The organism is Micromonospora sp., from assembly GCF_048594385.1.
Classification (GTDB): Bacteria; Actinomycetota; Actinomycetes; order Mycobacteriales; family Micromonosporaceae; genus Micromonospora; species Micromonospora wenchangensis.
In genome coordinates, this window is the sequence record NZ_JBMDWU010000504.1 from 1 (window position 1) to 13,532 (window position 13,532).

General features: G+C 73.0%; 17 protein-coding genes. 7 read left to right on the forward strand and 10 right to left on the reverse strand.

Translation table 11 applies throughout. The annotated features are described in order from the left end of the window. The coding region (locus ACOJTC_RS27045; RefSeq protein ID WP_420118994.1) for a pectate lyase family protein at positions 1–764 on the forward strand (764 nt) is incomplete at its 5' end. A gap of 50 nt (positions 765–814) precedes the next feature. Here the strand turns inward: ACOJTC_RS27045 and map are convergent. Then, positions 815–1,585 carry a type I methionyl aminopeptidase gene (map, locus tag ACOJTC_RS27050; RefSeq protein WP_357930010.1) on the reverse strand — a complete coding sequence of 257 codons (771 nt, stop codon included), beginning with the start codon at positions 1,583–1,585 and terminating at the stop codon, positions 815–817. 66 nt (positions 1,586–1,651) lie between these two features. On the opposite strand from map, the gene ACOJTC_RS27055 reads away from it, so the two are divergent. The 3 genes from ACOJTC_RS27055 to ACOJTC_RS27065 all read left to right on the forward strand — a co-directional run bounded on the left by ACOJTC_RS27055 (position 1,652) and on the right by ACOJTC_RS27065 (position 3,473). Next, positions 1,652–1,942 (forward strand): helix-turn-helix domain-containing protein, encoded by a 291-nt coding sequence (locus tag ACOJTC_RS27055; protein WP_420118995.1) that lies wholly within the window; start codon positions 1,652–1,654, stop codon positions 1,940–1,942. Between the two features lie 160 nt (positions 1,943–2,102). Then, positions 2,103–2,696 carry an ATP-binding protein gene (locus ACOJTC_RS27060; RefSeq protein ID WP_420118996.1) on the forward strand — a complete coding sequence of 198 codons (594 nt, stop codon included), beginning with the start codon at positions 2,103–2,105 and terminating at the stop codon, positions 2,694–2,696. A gap of 60 nt (positions 2,697–2,756) precedes the next feature. Continuing rightward, positions 2,757–3,473: an HD domain-containing protein gene (locus ACOJTC_RS27065; protein WP_357930004.1), complete on the forward strand. Its 717-nt coding sequence runs from the start codon at positions 2,757–2,759 to the stop codon at positions 3,471–3,473. Positions 3,474–3,535: 62 nt separating this feature from the next. Here the strand turns inward: ACOJTC_RS27065 and ACOJTC_RS27070 are convergent, their stop codons facing one another. From ACOJTC_RS27070 to ACOJTC_RS27095, 6 genes are all read right to left on the reverse strand, one after another. Next, positions 3,536–3,976 carry a barstar family protein gene (locus tag ACOJTC_RS27070; protein ID WP_420118997.1) on the reverse strand — a complete coding sequence of 147 codons (441 nt, stop codon included), beginning with the start codon at positions 3,974–3,976 and terminating at the stop codon, positions 3,536–3,538. A 61-nt stretch (positions 3,977–4,037) separates the two neighbouring features. Beyond that, positions 4,038–4,505 carry a ribonuclease domain-containing protein gene (locus ACOJTC_RS27075; RefSeq protein ID WP_372444519.1) on the reverse strand — a complete coding sequence of 156 codons (468 nt, stop codon included), beginning with the start codon at positions 4,503–4,505 and terminating at the stop codon, positions 4,038–4,040. A gap of 218 nt (positions 4,506–4,723) precedes the next feature. Then, positions 4,724–5,986 (reverse strand): cellulose-binding domain-containing protein, encoded by a 1,263-nt coding sequence (locus tag ACOJTC_RS27080; protein ID WP_420118998.1) that lies wholly within the window; start codon positions 5,984–5,986, stop codon positions 4,724–4,726. Positions 5,987–6,148: 162 nt separating this feature from the next. Continuing rightward, positions 6,149–6,562 carry a hypothetical protein gene (locus ACOJTC_RS27085; protein ID WP_420118999.1) on the reverse strand — a complete coding sequence of 138 codons (414 nt, stop codon included), beginning with the start codon at positions 6,560–6,562 and terminating at the stop codon, positions 6,149–6,151. A 239-nt stretch (positions 6,563–6,801) separates the two neighbouring features. After that, a complete protein-coding gene (locus tag ACOJTC_RS27090) occupies positions 6,802–7,656 on the reverse strand; it encodes a hypothetical protein (RefSeq protein WP_420119000.1) in 855 nt (284 codons plus the stop codon). Positions 7,657–7,881: 225 nt separating this feature from the next. Continuing rightward, positions 7,882–8,121, reverse strand: coding sequence for a winged helix-turn-helix domain-containing protein (locus tag ACOJTC_RS27095; protein ID WP_088646881.1), 240 nt, complete (start codon positions 8,119–8,121; stop codon positions 7,882–7,884). 305 nt (positions 8,122–8,426) lie between these two features. Here ACOJTC_RS27095 and ACOJTC_RS27100 point away from each other — a divergent pair, with 305 nt between their 5' ends. Together ACOJTC_RS27100 and ACOJTC_RS27105 are read left to right on the forward strand one after the other, a co-directional pair. Continuing rightward, the gene (locus ACOJTC_RS27100; protein ID WP_420119001.1) at positions 8,427–8,708 is read left to right on the forward strand and encodes a DivIVA domain-containing protein; all 282 of its coding nucleotides are present in this window, start codon (positions 8,427–8,429) and stop codon (positions 8,706–8,708) included. Further along, the gene (locus tag ACOJTC_RS27105) at positions 8,702–9,010 is read left to right on the forward strand and encodes a hypothetical protein (protein ID WP_420119002.1); all 309 of its coding nucleotides are present in this window, start codon (positions 8,702–8,704) and stop codon (positions 9,008–9,010) included. The genes ACOJTC_RS27100 and ACOJTC_RS27105 overlap by 7 nt, the downstream gene beginning before the upstream one ends. Positions 9,011–9,016: 6 nt before the next feature. Here the strand turns inward: ACOJTC_RS27105 and ACOJTC_RS27110 are convergent, their stop codons facing one another. Beyond that, positions 9,017–9,718 carry a VOC family protein gene (locus ACOJTC_RS27110; protein ID WP_420119003.1) on the reverse strand — a complete coding sequence of 234 codons (702 nt, stop codon included), beginning with the start codon at positions 9,716–9,718 and terminating at the stop codon, positions 9,017–9,019. Positions 9,719–9,834: 116 nt separating this feature from the next. After that, positions 9,835–11,637 (reverse strand): ABC transporter ATP-binding protein, encoded by a 1,803-nt coding sequence (locus tag ACOJTC_RS27115; RefSeq protein WP_420119004.1) that lies wholly within the window; start codon positions 11,635–11,637, stop codon positions 9,835–9,837. Between the two features lie 165 nt (positions 11,638–11,802). Here ACOJTC_RS27115 and ACOJTC_RS27120 point away from each other — a divergent pair, with 165 nt between their 5' ends. Then, positions 11,803–12,195: a MarR family winged helix-turn-helix transcriptional regulator gene (locus ACOJTC_RS27120; protein ID WP_420119006.1), complete on the forward strand. Its 393-nt coding sequence runs from the start codon at positions 11,803–11,805 to the stop codon at positions 12,193–12,195. A gap of 247 nt (positions 12,196–12,442) precedes the next feature. Here ACOJTC_RS27120 and ACOJTC_RS27125 read toward each other — a convergent pair whose 3' ends face one another. Further along, positions 12,443–13,246, reverse strand: a complete 804-nt coding sequence (locus ACOJTC_RS27125) for a DUF559 domain-containing protein (RefSeq protein ID WP_420119005.1) — start codon at positions 13,244–13,246, stop codon at positions 12,443–12,445. Positions 13,247–13,532: the final 286 nt, after the last annotated feature.

Consider the following 13,532-nt stretch of genomic DNA (forward strand, 5'->3'; position numbering starts at 1 on the left):
GCAACCTGACCTTCGACGACGCCCGGGACTGCTTCCCGGCCTGGTCCCCCACCGACGGCGCGACCGGCAACTGGAACTCCCAGTACGACCAGGTCTCGGTACGCCGCAGCGAGCACGTCTGGGTCGACCACAACACCTTCACCGACGGCGACAACCCGGACAGCGGGCAGCCGGTGTACTTCGGCCGGCCCTACCAGGTGCACGACGGGTCGCTGGACATCACGCACACGGCCAGCCTGGTGACCGCCTCGTACAACCGGTTCACCGGGCGGGACAAGCTGATGCTGATCGGCTCGTCCAACACCGTCGGGCCGGACATCGGCCGGTTGAAGGTGACGCTGCACCACAACCTGTTCGACCGGGTGCTCCAGCGGCTGCCCCGGGTCCGGTTCGGCCAGGTCGACGTCTACAACAACTGGTACCGGCTGGCCGGCGACGACTTCGCGTACGCGATCGGGGTGGGCGTGCAGTCCGCCGCGTACGTGGAGAACAACTTCTTCACCCTCGGTGCCGGCATCGCCGCCGGCGACCTGTTGTACGACTGGGGTGGCACCGCCGTCACCACCCGGGGCAACTGGGTGGACGCCGACCACGCGCTGCCCCGCCCGGTCGACCTGGTGGCCGCCTACAACGCGACCCACGACCCGGACCTGGGCGGCGACGCCGGGTGGACGCCGACCCTGCGCGCGCCGCAGGCGGTGCCCGCACCGCTGGTGCCGCTGGTGGTGGGCCCGTTCGCCGGGGCCGGTCGACTGCCGCTGTGAGCCGCCTGCGGTCGGGCCGCGCCGTCCGTCGGCGTGGCCCGACCGTGGGGTCACCTCGGCAGGGTGAGCACCTCCGCGCCCTCGGGCGTGATGGCGATCGTGTGTTCGCTGTGTGCCGTGCGGCAGCCGGTGGCGCTGCGCAGCGTCCAGCCGTCGGCGTCGGTGACGAGGGTGGCGGTGTCGGCCATGACCCAGGGTTCCAGGGCCAGCAGCAGGCCGGGACGCAGCCGGTACCCGCGACCGGGCCGGCCGGTGTTGGACACGTGCGGGTCCTGGTGCATGGTGGACCCGACGCCGTGCCCGCCGAACTCGGTGTTGACCGGGTATCCCGCCGCGCCGAGGACCGTGCCGATGGCGTGCGAGAGGTCACCGACGCGTGCGCCCGGTCCGGCGGCGGCGATCCCGGCGCGCAGCGCCCGCTCGGTGGCGTCGATCAGCGCGACGCTCTCCGGGGGGCGGGTGTCACCCACCAGGAAGCTGATCGCCGAGTCGGCGACCACGCCGCCGAGGGAGACGGCGAGGTCGAGGGAGAGCAGGTCGCCGTCGGCGAGGTGGTGGTCGTACGGCAGCCCGTGCAGCACCGCGTCGTTGACCGAGGTGCAGATGTAGTGGCCGAACGGTCCCCGGCCGAAGGACGGCGCGTAGTCGACGTAGCAGGACGTCGCGCCGGCGTCGACGATCATGCGCTGCGCCCAGGCGTCGATCTCCAGCAGGTTGGTGCCGACCGCGATGCGGCCCTTCAGCGTCTGGAGGATCTCGGCGACCAGCGCGCCGGTGTCCCGTGCGCGCCGCACGTCGGTGGGGCTCAGGATCTCGATCATGCGGCGCCTTCCGTGGACCACCAATAAGTATCCCGGCCATGTTATCCCGGTACTAGAATCGCAGCCATGGTCAGGCTGCCGCTCACCCCCGCCGAGGTCGCCCGCGGACGACGCCTCGGCGCCCTGCTGCGCCGCGCCCGCGGGCACCGGTCGATGCTCGGCACCGCGCTGGCCGCCGGGCTGTCCCCGGAGACCCTGCGGAAGATCGAGTCCGGTCGGGTGGCCACCCCGGCGTTCCCGACCATCGCGGTGCTCGCCGACGTCCTCGGTCTCTCCCTCGACGCGGTCTGGTCGGAGATCAACCAGTCCGACGCCGGGATCGCCGTGCCCGACCCCGGTGAGCGGCTGGCCTCGTAGCCCCGACGCCCCGGGGCGCGGTCCCGACCGACCCCCACCGGGGGCGTCCCGGAGCCCTCTGCCCAGGGGTGGTGCCCGGCGGCGGGCCGGGACAGGGACAATGACCGGGTGCGGTCGGGCTGCCGACCGGACGACGAGCATCAGCGGGAGGTGGACCCGGGTGGCCGGTGGACGCGACGTCGGCGCGGACCGGCCCGAGCCGGCGGCCGGTCCCCGTCCGGCGGACGACCCGACCGGCACCACACGGCGGGTCGGCACCCCGGAGCCACCCGCCGACCCGGCACCCCGCGCCGGCACACCGCGGGCCGGCACCGCACCACAGGCCGGCCCGGTAGCGCAGGCCGACCCGAGCGACGAAGGTGCGCCGTCGGCGTTCCGGACGGCGCTGGCCGCCGATCCGGCCCAGCTCTCCCCCGCCCGGGAGGCACTGCGGGCGTGGCTCACCGGGGCCGGCGTCGACGAGGCGGACGTGGAGGTGGTGCTGATCGCCGTCGGGGAGGCGTGCGCCAACGCCATCGAGCACGGCTACCGGTTCGCGCCCGGGGCGAGCGTCACGGTGTCGGCCCGACTGCGCGCCGAGCGGCTGGAGGTCGAGATCCGCGACACCGGCGGCTGGCGACCGGGGCCGTCGCAGGGCGGCGACCGGGGCCGGGGACGGCTGATCATGGCCCGGTTGATGGACGAGGCACAGCTCGACGGCACCCCCGGCGGGACGACGGTGCGCCTGGTCAAGCACCTTCCCGGCCGGAAATGACGTGGTCACATGCCCGACGGCGGGGTCGGACCGACAGTGAAGATCGGCTATAAGTAGGCGATGGAGTTCCCGCCGTACCTCGCCACCATGCCGATGCACGCGATCACCGAGCTGCACGGCGAACCGGGCCTGCTCGCCCGGTTCCGGCTGGAGTTGCCGGCCTTCGCCGCGGCCGACCGGGACCGGCTGACCGAAGCCCTCGACCTGGCCGCCGAGCTGCACCGCGACGACCGGCGGTCCCGCGAGCCGTATCTCAACCACCTGCTGCGGGTGGCGATCCGGATGGCGCACCACTACCAGGTGCGCGACCCCGACGTGATCGTCGCCGGGTTGCTGCACGACGCGGTGGAGGACCACCCGGGCGAGTTGGCCGGCGCGGGGGCGGCCGACCCGACGGCGGCGGCGCTGGCCGCGCTGGCCGGCCGGTTCGGCGACCGGGTGGCCCGGCTGGTCGCCGCGGTCACCAACCCGGTGTACGACCCCGAGCGCGACCCGCACGTGCAGTACCGCGAGCACGTCGCGGCCAGCCTGGACCGGGAACCCTGGGCCCGGGTCATCAAGGTCTCCGACTTCACCGACAACGGCGTGGGCGTGGTCTACGCCGTCGGGCCGAAGGTGGCCCGTTCGGCGGCGAAGTACCGCCCGCTGGTGCCGGTCTACCGGGAGCTGATCGCCCGGCCGGACACCCCGCTGTCGGCACCGGTGAAGCGGCACATCTTCGCCCAGCTCGACCTGGCCGAGGAGCGGTTCAGCGCGATCCTCGACCACCCCAACTGACCCCGCCCCCGCCGCGACGGCGGGCCGGCGGGGTGAGCGGGCCCGTGGTGCGACGCGGACGCTCAGCGCAGCGCACCGCCGGGCGGGACGGCCACCCCGCCACCACCGAGGACGGCGTGCAGCCGGTGCCGCAGGTCGGGCAGCCGCTGCGGGGTGTCGCGCAGCAGCAGGCAGACCGGCTCCCGGGCGCCGGCCGCCACCCCGCCCACCACGTCGAGCAGCGTGCCGAGTTGACCGGGTGGCTCGTCGGCCAGCAGCAGGCCGGCGTCGGTCACCTCGAGGGTGAGCGGGCCGGCGTCGAGCCGGTCGGCCAGCACGTCGGCGAGCGCGTCCCAGTTGCGGCCGAAGTGGCCGGGCAGGCCGAGGGCGTCGGTGAGGGCGTGGAACAGCGCGGGGCGGGTACGGGCCGCCGCCCCCGCCACGGTGACCGACGGCGTCGGGTGCCCCGACGGCCGGGCCTCGTCGGTCACCCGTAGCCAGCCCGGCTGGCGCTGTCCGGTCATGGTGCATCCTCCTGCTCGACGGGGCGGGCCGGCGGACCGGCCCGCCCCGGGTGGTCCTCGGTCAGATCCGGTAGAAGTTCGCGTAGTGGTCGGGGGAGAACCAGGTCGCCCCGCTGCTCCTGTTCACCACGATGCGGTACGCGTCGCGCGCCGCGCCGGAGACCCGCGGGTAGACGTCGTACTCGTAGTAGGTGGCGCCGGCGGGGAGCTGCCCCTCGTAGTTGTGGAACTGGCCGCCGGCGAAGTTCGACAGGCCACCGCTCCAGGAGTACCAGCCCCGGCTGGTCGGGAAACCCTTGCCCGACCAGCCGGAGCGGGCGGTACGGGCGTCCGCGCAGCGGGACATCGTGCAGGAGCCGTAGACCGCCGCCGACGCGGGGTCGGTCAGCCTCGGGGTCACCACGGACGGTCCGACGAGCAGCGCGGCGACCAGGGCGGTCAGCAGCGCGAGGATGCCCGGCAGGCGGCGGGCCCGGGTGCGCGGGGTCGGGGCGGTGGCGGGGGTGACGGGGTTCGCGGGAGTGCTCAACGGGTCCTCCGGGTCGCGGGGGCCGACAGGAATGCATCGATCGGGATGGTTGTCCCGATCAGCCACATTCTGGCGGGAGGCGAACCCCGCCGACCAGAGGCCAGCCTCGCAACCGTGGATGAACGCACCATGATCGGCACGCCACCGACTGTTGAAATGCCCGGTGGACGCAGGACCGGGACCGGGCGGCCCCGTCGGCCGCCCGGTCCCGGCCGGGGTCAGCAGCCGATCCGGCTGGTGCCCAGGGCGACGTCGTCGTACCAGAGGGTGTCCGCGCCCTCGCCGTAGCTCTCCCAACCCAGCTTCAGGTCGGTCAGCCGGGGACGCCAGGTGCGGTTGAGCCACTGGCTGTCGATGTCGTGGGTGGGCACCCCGTCGGCGGTCAGCCCGGTGACGGCGGTGCCGTCGAGCCAGGTACGCAACTGCCCCTGGTTGCCGTCGACCATGAACTCCAGGCACGTCCAGCGCCCGGTGGGCAGCGGCACGCTCAACGCCACCCCGGCCGGGCTCTGCTCGGGCAGGGTCGCGTCGTCGGAGGCCCGGTTCCACTGCAACGCGGCGTTCTGGCCGCCCATCCGCAGGTCCTTGTTGCCGTCGGCGGCGTCGGTCATGGCCATCATGGTGACGTGCTGGGTCGGCAGCGCGGTGGTGTGGCGCAGCCAGATCCGGCCGTACCGGACGGTGCCCACCGCGCTGAGATCCTTGGTGGAGCGCACGAAGACGTGGTTGCAGTAGCCCTGCGCGCCGTCGATGCGCAGCGAGCGGCTGCCGCTGTGCGTGGTCGCCGTGTCCACCGAGGCCCGGCCCGTCCCGGAGCAGTCCGGGTTGACCACGCTCCAGTCGCCGGACGGCGTCGTGCCGGTCTGGTTCTCGAAACCGTCACAGAGCACCGCACCGGCACACCCGACCGGCGGCGGCGTGGTGGGTGGAGGCGTGGTGGGCGGCGGCGTCGTCGGGGGCGGCGTGGTCGGCGGCGGCGTCGTGGGCGGCGGCGTCGTCGGGGGCGGGGTGGTCGGCGGCGGCGTGGTGGGGGGCGGGGTCGTGGGCGGCGGCGTGGTGGTCGGCGGCGGAGCGCCGTTGCACGGTACGCCGTTGAGCGTGAACCCGGTCGGCGCGGCGGAACCCGAGGTGCTGGTGCCCTGGACGCCGAACTCGGTGGAACCGCCCGCCGGGACGCTGCCGTTCCAGGCGGCGTTGCGGGCGGTGACCGTCGTACCGGACTGGCTGACCGTGGCGTTCCAGCCGCCGGTGATCCGCTGCCCGCCCGGGTAGGACCAGGTGACGGTCCAACTGCTCAGGGCGGTGTCGCCCGGGGAGACCCGGACGTTGGCGGTGAAGCCGCCGGTCCACTCGTTGGGCTGGTAGTCGATCCGGCAGCCCTGGGCCGCCGAGGCGGTGCCGGCGAGCACGGTGGTGACGGCCGCGGCCACCGTGGCGGTGGCGGCCACGACGGCGGTGATACGGGTACGGGAGATCCTCACAGGGGTCCTTCCGGCTGGCCGTCGGTGTGGACCGACGGCGCGGGAGCAGTGACGTCGCTCGCGCGTCGACGCGCCGTGTCGGCACGTGGACAACAGCCCGGCTCAGGCCAAACAGCCGCCCGGCAACTCGGCGGCACCCGGACCCAATGTAGTGATGGTTGCCTATGGAAACAAGTCCACCGTCGAGGTGCGCCGCTGGCCGATCAACCGGACGCTCCCGCTGATCTCGTCGACGGGTACGACGGCATCCACCAGAGCGCGCACGGCGAACTCGGTCGGTTGCTCTGAGCAGAGCACCGTCTTGCCCAGGGCATGCGCGTAGCCCACCTCGATGCAGACACTGACTCCGGTATAGCCACCACTCGCGATCACGTAGACCGCATCGGACCTGGCGACCTTGGCGAGGAACTCATGGGTCAGCCGGAACTTGTCCGCCTCCCCGACCACGACATGCTCCTCGTTGTAGTCGAATCGCGGGGTGTAGACGGTGAGTCCCGTCGCCTGCAACGCATCGATGGCGCGCTGTGCCAGATCGTAGAACTTCGAGCTGCTGCACACCGTCACCGAAGAGATCACGCTGCCCCCATCACCTGTCGTGAGTTGCCCACATTCTCCACTCTCCGCCGCCAGGTCAGGCGGCTTTGAAGACCGTGTCGAGGTGCCGCTGCAGGAACTCGGCGCGGGGTCGGTCACCGCGCCGTTCGGGCACACTGATCGCCGCCACCAACCGAACGGCCGTCTCGGGGATTGACGGTCCACGGCTCCCGAGACCCCCGGCCGGTCGACACGATCGGATCGACCGGCCGGGTGCAAACTCAGCGGCCAGCGGTGAGGCTGGCGCAGTCGGTCTCGTCGGGCAGCAACGGGCGGAAGGTGACCGCCCAGCGCTTCCCGCCGGAGGTCCACGGGGTCGCCGCATTGGCCTTGCCGGCGGTGGCGATCACCTGCTGTACGGCAGCGCCGGTGACGGTCACGCACCCCAGGTCGAGGCCCTCACCGAGGCTGGCCCCGGGCAGCACCGGGCCGGGCCACTCCATCCTGGGCTGCTTCGCCGTCTCGGGGGTGGCGACCCATGGCCCGGCCACCGCCGCGATGGCGGTCGGCTGGTACGGCTGCGTCGCCGCGTTCCCCGGGTCGGTCAGCTTGTCGGCGAAGGTCCGCAGTTTCTCCCGGGCGGCCTGCTGGGCGGGGGTCAGGCCGGCCTCGGGACCGGTCGCCTCGCCCAGGGCGTAGACCTCCAACTGCTCGCTGCCGACCGTCCCCCGGATGGTGAACCGGGTCGTGGTCACGTCGGTGATCGACGGGGTGCCCACGTCGACCGCGCTGCCCACCCCGGCGGCACGGGCCTGCTCGACCAGCTTCGCCACCTCGGCCGTGCTGATCGTACGGACCTGGATGTTGGGCAGCGCCGGCCCCGGATAACTGAGGACGGTCGGTCCCTGCGTGATCACCCGCCCGTCGGCGTAGACGCTGACCGCCGGCAGCCGGGTCACGTTCGTTTCGGGCCGCACGAAGCCACCCGTGTGGTCGATCCGCAGCACCGGCACGTTGGCGGGAAGAGAGGTCGGGGCCGCATCGGGCGCGACGCCCGCCCCGTCCTGCCCCGCACAGGCAGCAGTGAGCAGAAGCACCGGCACGACCGCCGCCCACACACCTCGAAAACTCGTCATACCCCCTTCGACGCACCCGATCCCCCCACGGCTCCCCCCACTTTCCCTGCCTCTTCACCCCGGCCGCCGCGCCCCATCCGCCGCGCCCCGGTGATCAAGAGGTTCGCGTCATCCCACGCCGTTGATCAAGAGGTTTGCGCCATCGGGGAGATCAAAGTTGACGCCAACCTCTTGATCACCGGGCAGATGGCAGCGCTCGGGGGCGGAATGGGGTAGGTGGACGGGTCAGGGTTCGCGCATCCAGAGCTTCGGGTCGTTGACGAAGACGCCTTTGCCCTGCTGCCGCCGAATGATCCGCAGCGCTTCCAGTCGGGCGTAGGACATCTGCACAGTGCCGTGGCTGACCTCGTACTTCTGGCGCAGCTCGGCGATCGAGGGCAGCTTGTCCCCCGCCTTCAGCCTCTTGGCTCTGACGTCGGCGATCACATCATCGGCGATGCGCCAGTAATCCGGCACTTCTCGCATGGCACTCCTCGCGTGGCAACCCGATTCGATCACACCGCGACGCACCTAACAAGCAGCGTTGACTTATCCAGCATGTCTAGATATGTTGAACGCCGAACCGCTCCTCGCGTGGCAACGAGAGAGGGGTTTCCTCCGGTCGGGGCGGGGGGGCGCCCGCCCCGACCCCGTCCGACTGCTCTGCTGTCGTACCGCCGAAGTGGGCTGCGAACGCCGAGCGGGCGGGTCGTCCGCCCACGGCGCGGACGACCCGCTTCCCAGCATCACCGGAACGACCTTCCTCTCTCCCAGCACCGGAAAGGACCCCCGTGGCCCAGGTGTATCGCGGTGGCCAGCCCTACGGGACCGGCCGCCCGGCCCTACTGACCCCCCACGAGGTACGCACCCGCGAGTTCCCGCCGCGCCGACGCGGGCTCGACCCCGCCGAGGTACGCCGGTTCCAGTCCCGGCTGGCCGACGAACTCGCCGGGCTCCACCAGCAGATCCGTGCCCTCGCCCAGGAGAACGACAGGCTCGGGCGGGCCCTCCGTGACTGGCAGACCCGACGGTCGGCGCACCCGTGCCGGCCCGGCAACGGCGGGCGTTGGTGAATGCCCGGCCCCGCCCCGGTGACCTGCTGATCGTCGACCGGGCCGCCTCGGTGCAGTTCGCCGGGGCACGCGCGCTGCGGTTGCGGGTGGTGTCGGTGTGCGACCGGCCGACCTACGACGGGTGGGTCTGGCTGACCGGTTACGTGCTCGACCGGCGCGGTGAGGCCACCGCCAGGCGGGAGGTCTTCGTCCGGCTCGCAGGCCTGCGCGCCGCCTCCGCCCCGTCCCCCTCGCAGGCGGCGCGACGCACCGGGGGTCGCTCCCGCCGCGTATCGGTCGGGTCGGGCAGGGCGCGGCAGTGAGTCGGGTCAGGTTCCCGGCGCGGGCTCGGGAACCTGCCGATCCGGCTGGGGTTGGCGGGCGCGCAGGAACGGGCCGAGGCCCGATCCGTCCTCGGTGGCAAGGAAGGCACCGCGCGCGGTCAGCAGCGTCTCGTCGGCGTGTGTCATGCAGCCCCACGCCGTGTCGCCCCACGAGTCGGCGAGCTTGACCTCGGCCGGTTCGGGGCAGGGCTCACCGCGCGGGCCGCCGATCTGGCAGCGGGCGGGTGCGCCGCCCCGCCGGCCGACCGCCTCGGCGGCCTCCCGGATCAGCGAGAACCGCGCCTCGCCGCCCGCCTGCGGGTCACGCTCCTGATGCGGTACGGCCTGCCGCTGCCCGAAGGCGATCACGTTGCCGTCGGGGTCGGTGACCCGGCACTCGCCACCGGGCGCGTGCTCCGGGTAGCCGGCCTTCTCGACCGGGTACCCGGCGGCGGTGAGCCGCTCGGCGGTCGCCGTCAGGTCGTCGACGTAGAGGTAGACGAGCAGCGGCAACTCGACGGTGACCAGGCGGGGGGTGACCGCCGCCAGGAGCAGCGTCAACTCCCCGCACCGCAGGTACGACCAGTGTGAGTCACCGTCGCCGCCGGCCCGGATCTCGGTGTAGCCGAAGTTCTCGTAGAACCGTCGGGCCGCGTCGGCATCCGCCACGTACAGCACCGGCACCTGCGCCCGCACACCACTTTGCACGGCGTCACTCTAGTCACCGCTGATCGCGGACTCACGTCTCGGAGTTCGGGTTTTTCCGCCTGCCGGATCGTCCCTGTTCACGGCCCTGCCGGCTGCCGGTCGGGACGCGCGGCCGGTCAGCCGGCCAGGGTGGCGTACCGGCCAGCGCGGGCCAGCAGCGTCTCGTGGGTGCCGGACTCGACGATCCGGCCGTGGTCGAGCACCGCGATCTGGTCGGCGTGGCGCACCGTGGAGAGCCGGTGCGCGATGGTGATCACCGTACGGCCCTCGGCGAGGGTGTCGAAGGCCCGCTGCACGGCCCGCTCGGTCTCGGTGTCCAGCGCGCTCGTCGCCTCGTCGAGCACCAGCACCCGGGGGTCGCGCAGCAGCGTACGGGCGATGGCCAGGCGCTGCTTCTCGCCGCCGGAGAAGCGGTGGCCCCGGGAACCGACGACCGTGTCGTACCCGTCGGGCAGGGCGGCGATCAGGTCGTGGATCTGCGCGGCGCGGGCGGCGTCCTCAAGCTGGGCGTCGGTGGCGTCGGGGCGCGCGTACCGCAGGTTTTCCCGGATGGTGGTGTGCAGCAGGTAGGTCTCCTGGCTGACCACGCCCACGACGGCGGCCAGGTCGGTCAGCCGCAGGTCGCGCAGGTCGACGCCGTCGATGGTGATCCGGCCGGCGTCGGGGTCGTGCAGTCGGCTGACCAGGGCGGCCAGGGTGCTCTTGCCGGAGCCGGTCTCGCCGACCAGGGCGAGGCTGCTGCCGGCCGGGACGTCGAGGTTGATGCCGGCGACGGCGGCGGTGTCGCTGCCCGGGTAGCTGAAGGTGACGTCCTCGACGCGCAGGTGCCCGCGCACCCGGGCCGGGTCGAGCGGCACCGGCCGGGCCGGGTCGTCCACCTCCACCGGCAGGTCGAGGTATTCGAAGATCCGGGCGAACAGCGCCAGCGAGGCGGTCAGGGTGACGCCCACGTTGAGCAACCCCATCAGCGGCCGGAACAGCCCACCCTGGAGGGCGGTGAAGGCGACCAGGGTGCCGATGCTGAGGGTGCCGGCGGTGCCGGGCAGCCCCGCACCGAGGTAGATCACCGCCGGGATGGCGGCGAAGATGATCGTCATGGTGGCCATCCGCCAGCGGCCGGCCAGCTCCGAGCGCAGCTCCAGGTCGACCAGCCGGGCCGAGCTGGCGGTGAACCGGTCGATCAGGGCGCCACCCGCGCCGAGGGTCTTGCTGAGCTGTACGCCGCTGATCGACAGCCCCTCCTCGATGGTGACGTTGAGGTCGGCCAGCTCCCGCTGGCGCTGGGCGGTGATCTCGCGGCGCATCGCGGCGACCCGGCGGGTCAGCCAGATGGCCGGCGGCAGCACCACCAGCGAGACCAGCGTGAGCCGCCAGGACAGCGCCACCATGGCGACCAGCGTGGCCACCACGGTGGTCAGATTGGACGCGATCGACGTGGCGGTGGAGGTGACCACCGTCTGCATGCCGCCGATGTCGTTGGTGATCCGCGACTGCACCTCACCGGTGCGGGTGCGGGTGAAGAACGCGATCGACTGCCGGTGCAGGTGGGCGAAGACGTCGGTGCGCAGCCGGTGCATCACCAGCTGCCCGACCCGGGTGGAGATCCAGGTCTGCGCCACACCCAGCACCGCGGTCACCGCCGCGACGGCGATCATGCCGGCGACCAGCCAGACCAGCAGGGTCAGGTCGCGCTCGGGCAGCGCCCGGTCGATCACCGCCCGCAGCAGGAACGGCGAGGCCATCGCGACCACCGACGACACCACGATGATCGCGGTGACCACGGCCAGTTGACCACGGTACGCGGTGAACAGCCGGCCGATGCGGCGCAGCGAGACGGCACGGGCCTGGGACTTCTCGGCGGCACTGACGGTCCGGGGGGCGCCGCCGCGGCCCTCCCGGTGGGTTGGCGTGGTGTCCAAGGGGGTCCTTCTTCCGTCCGGGGGATGTTTACTGAGGTTACCTCATCATGAGGGAACAACAGCGACTCCTGCTACCGTATTCCGGTGACCGGCGCGACATCCGACCCGCCAACCGATCCGGCCGCACGCTGTGCCGGGCCACCGACCGACCCGGCCGAGGAGAGCCTGGCCGAGCTGTTCTGGGCGGTGGCCCGGCAGCTGCGCCACCAGTCCCGACGTACCCTCGAACCCTGGGACGTCAACCCCGGACACGCCCGCGCCCTCTCGGTGCTCACCCGGCACGGCGCGATGCGCCTCAGCGCCCTCGCCGAGCACCTGCACATCGCACCCCGCTCCACCACCGAGGTCGTCGACGGCCTGGAGGAACGTGGGCTCGTCGCGCGCCGTCCCGACCCGGCCGACCGGCGGGCGACTCTGGTCGCGCCGACCGACGAGGGTACGCGGGTCGGCGCGGCCATCCGGACGGCCCGCAGCGCCGAGGCGGAGCGCTTCTTCGGCCACCTCTCCCCCACCGATCACGCCGACCTCATCCGCATCCTGCGCACCCTGCGCGACTGACTGCGCCCCTCGTCACCCGCTCCGCCCGACCCCGACTCAGCCCTGCCCAGCTCAGCCCGACCGACCCTGCCCGACTCACGCTTCGGCCGTTGCTCGGCCGGCAGCTCGACCGGGTTCCCCGCATGTCGGATGCTGGAGGAGGGCAGGCGATCCGGGAGCCCGCGGGCCAGGGAGTCGGGGCCGGTGCGCCGACTAGCGGCGGCGCGGGCTGGCCCGGCGACGCGCGAGTCATGGGCCGGCGCGCCGGTCACGTATCAGCCGCATCGCGGCGGGTGGCGAGGATGGCCCGCACCTCGTGACGTACCGCGTAGGGCTCGTGGACCAGGCGGTGGCGGGCGAAGCGCACCACCAGGATGCCGACGGTGGCGAGCAGCGCGTCCCGGCGCAGGTCGATCTCGCGATGGCGGGGGTCGCCGTGGGTCGTCGCGCCGTCGAGTTCGAAGTCGACGCGTTCCCGCTCGGCGTACACGTCGAGGTACATGGTGCGGCGGCCGACGACGATCCGGGCCTGCCGCCGGAACGTGGGCATCCCCGGGCCGGTGAAGACGTGGTCGTGTCCCCAGATCTCCAACGGGCTACGACATCCGGCGGTGAGCAGGGCCAGCAGGGTGCGCAACTGCGCCCGGCCGGTCAGCCTCGACACGGTGGTGAGCGCCGACCCGATCCGCGCCGGGGTGGTGAGCCGGTCGTTGACGGCCCTGATCACCGCAGCGGGGCGTTGCGGCGGGGGCAGCAGCGGCCAGGCGCCGACCAGAGCCCGCTCCAGGCGTACCACCGGCAGACCACGTCGGGTCACCACCCGGGGTGGGGCGAGGGAGAAGCCTTCCCGACGGTGGATCACCAGGTGGGGCCGGGGCCGGAGCCCGCAATCGGCGACCACGTCCAGGTGCACCGGCTCCCCCTCCGGCTGCCCGCGCACACCCCACACGTCGAGGGCGGTCAGACCACCCAACGCCGCCCGCCCCTGAGCCCAGGCGAGCGCCGCACGGACCCGATGGGCGGCGTCGAGCAGTGGGGGCGGCGGGCGGGAGAGCGGCGTCGACGTAGACACCGGGTAGGACGCGGCGGAGTTGGCCGGCGCGATCAGCGTGCGCGAGCACCCAGGGCGGAACCACCTGGACCGCCGCCCGTCGGGTCACCACACCGCCTCCCCGCTCGACCAGGGACCGCAACACCGGGTACATGCCCCGAGGCTGCCCCGCGCGCCCCCACCCCCTCAACGCGCCGCCCGCCACCTGTGGACACCGGCCGCCCTTGTGGACGACCACCCGCCTCGCAGGGAACTCTGCTATGGAGCCCCATGATCAGATTGCGATCTGTTGCACTCTCCCCGGCGT

What these genes read in the sequence shown, in the direction of transcription:
- ACOJTC_RS27055 (WP_420118995.1), top strand. Translation starts at nt 1,652, where the DNA reads ATGGTCAGGCTGCCGCTCACCCCCGCCGAGGTCGCCCGCGGACGACGC.
- ACOJTC_RS27070 (WP_420118997.1), bottom strand. Translation starts at nt 3,976, where the DNA reads ATGACCGGACAGCGCCAGCCGGGCTGGCTACGGGTGACCGACGAGGCC.
- ACOJTC_RS27095 (WP_088646881.1), bottom strand. Translation starts at nt 8,121, where the DNA reads ATGCGAGAAGTGCCGGATTACTGGCGCATCGCCGATGATGTGATCGCC.
- ACOJTC_RS27065 (WP_357930004.1), top strand. Translation starts at nt 2,757, where the DNA reads ATGGAGTTCCCGCCGTACCTCGCCACCATGCCGATGCACGCGATCACC.
- ACOJTC_RS27090 (WP_420119000.1), bottom strand. Translation starts at nt 7,656, where the DNA reads ATGACGAGTTTTCGAGGTGTGTGGGCGGCGGTCGTGCCGGTGCTTCTG.
- map (WP_357930010.1), bottom strand. Translation starts at nt 1,585, where the DNA reads ATGATCGAGATCCTGAGCCCCACCGACGTGCGGCGCGCACGGGACACC.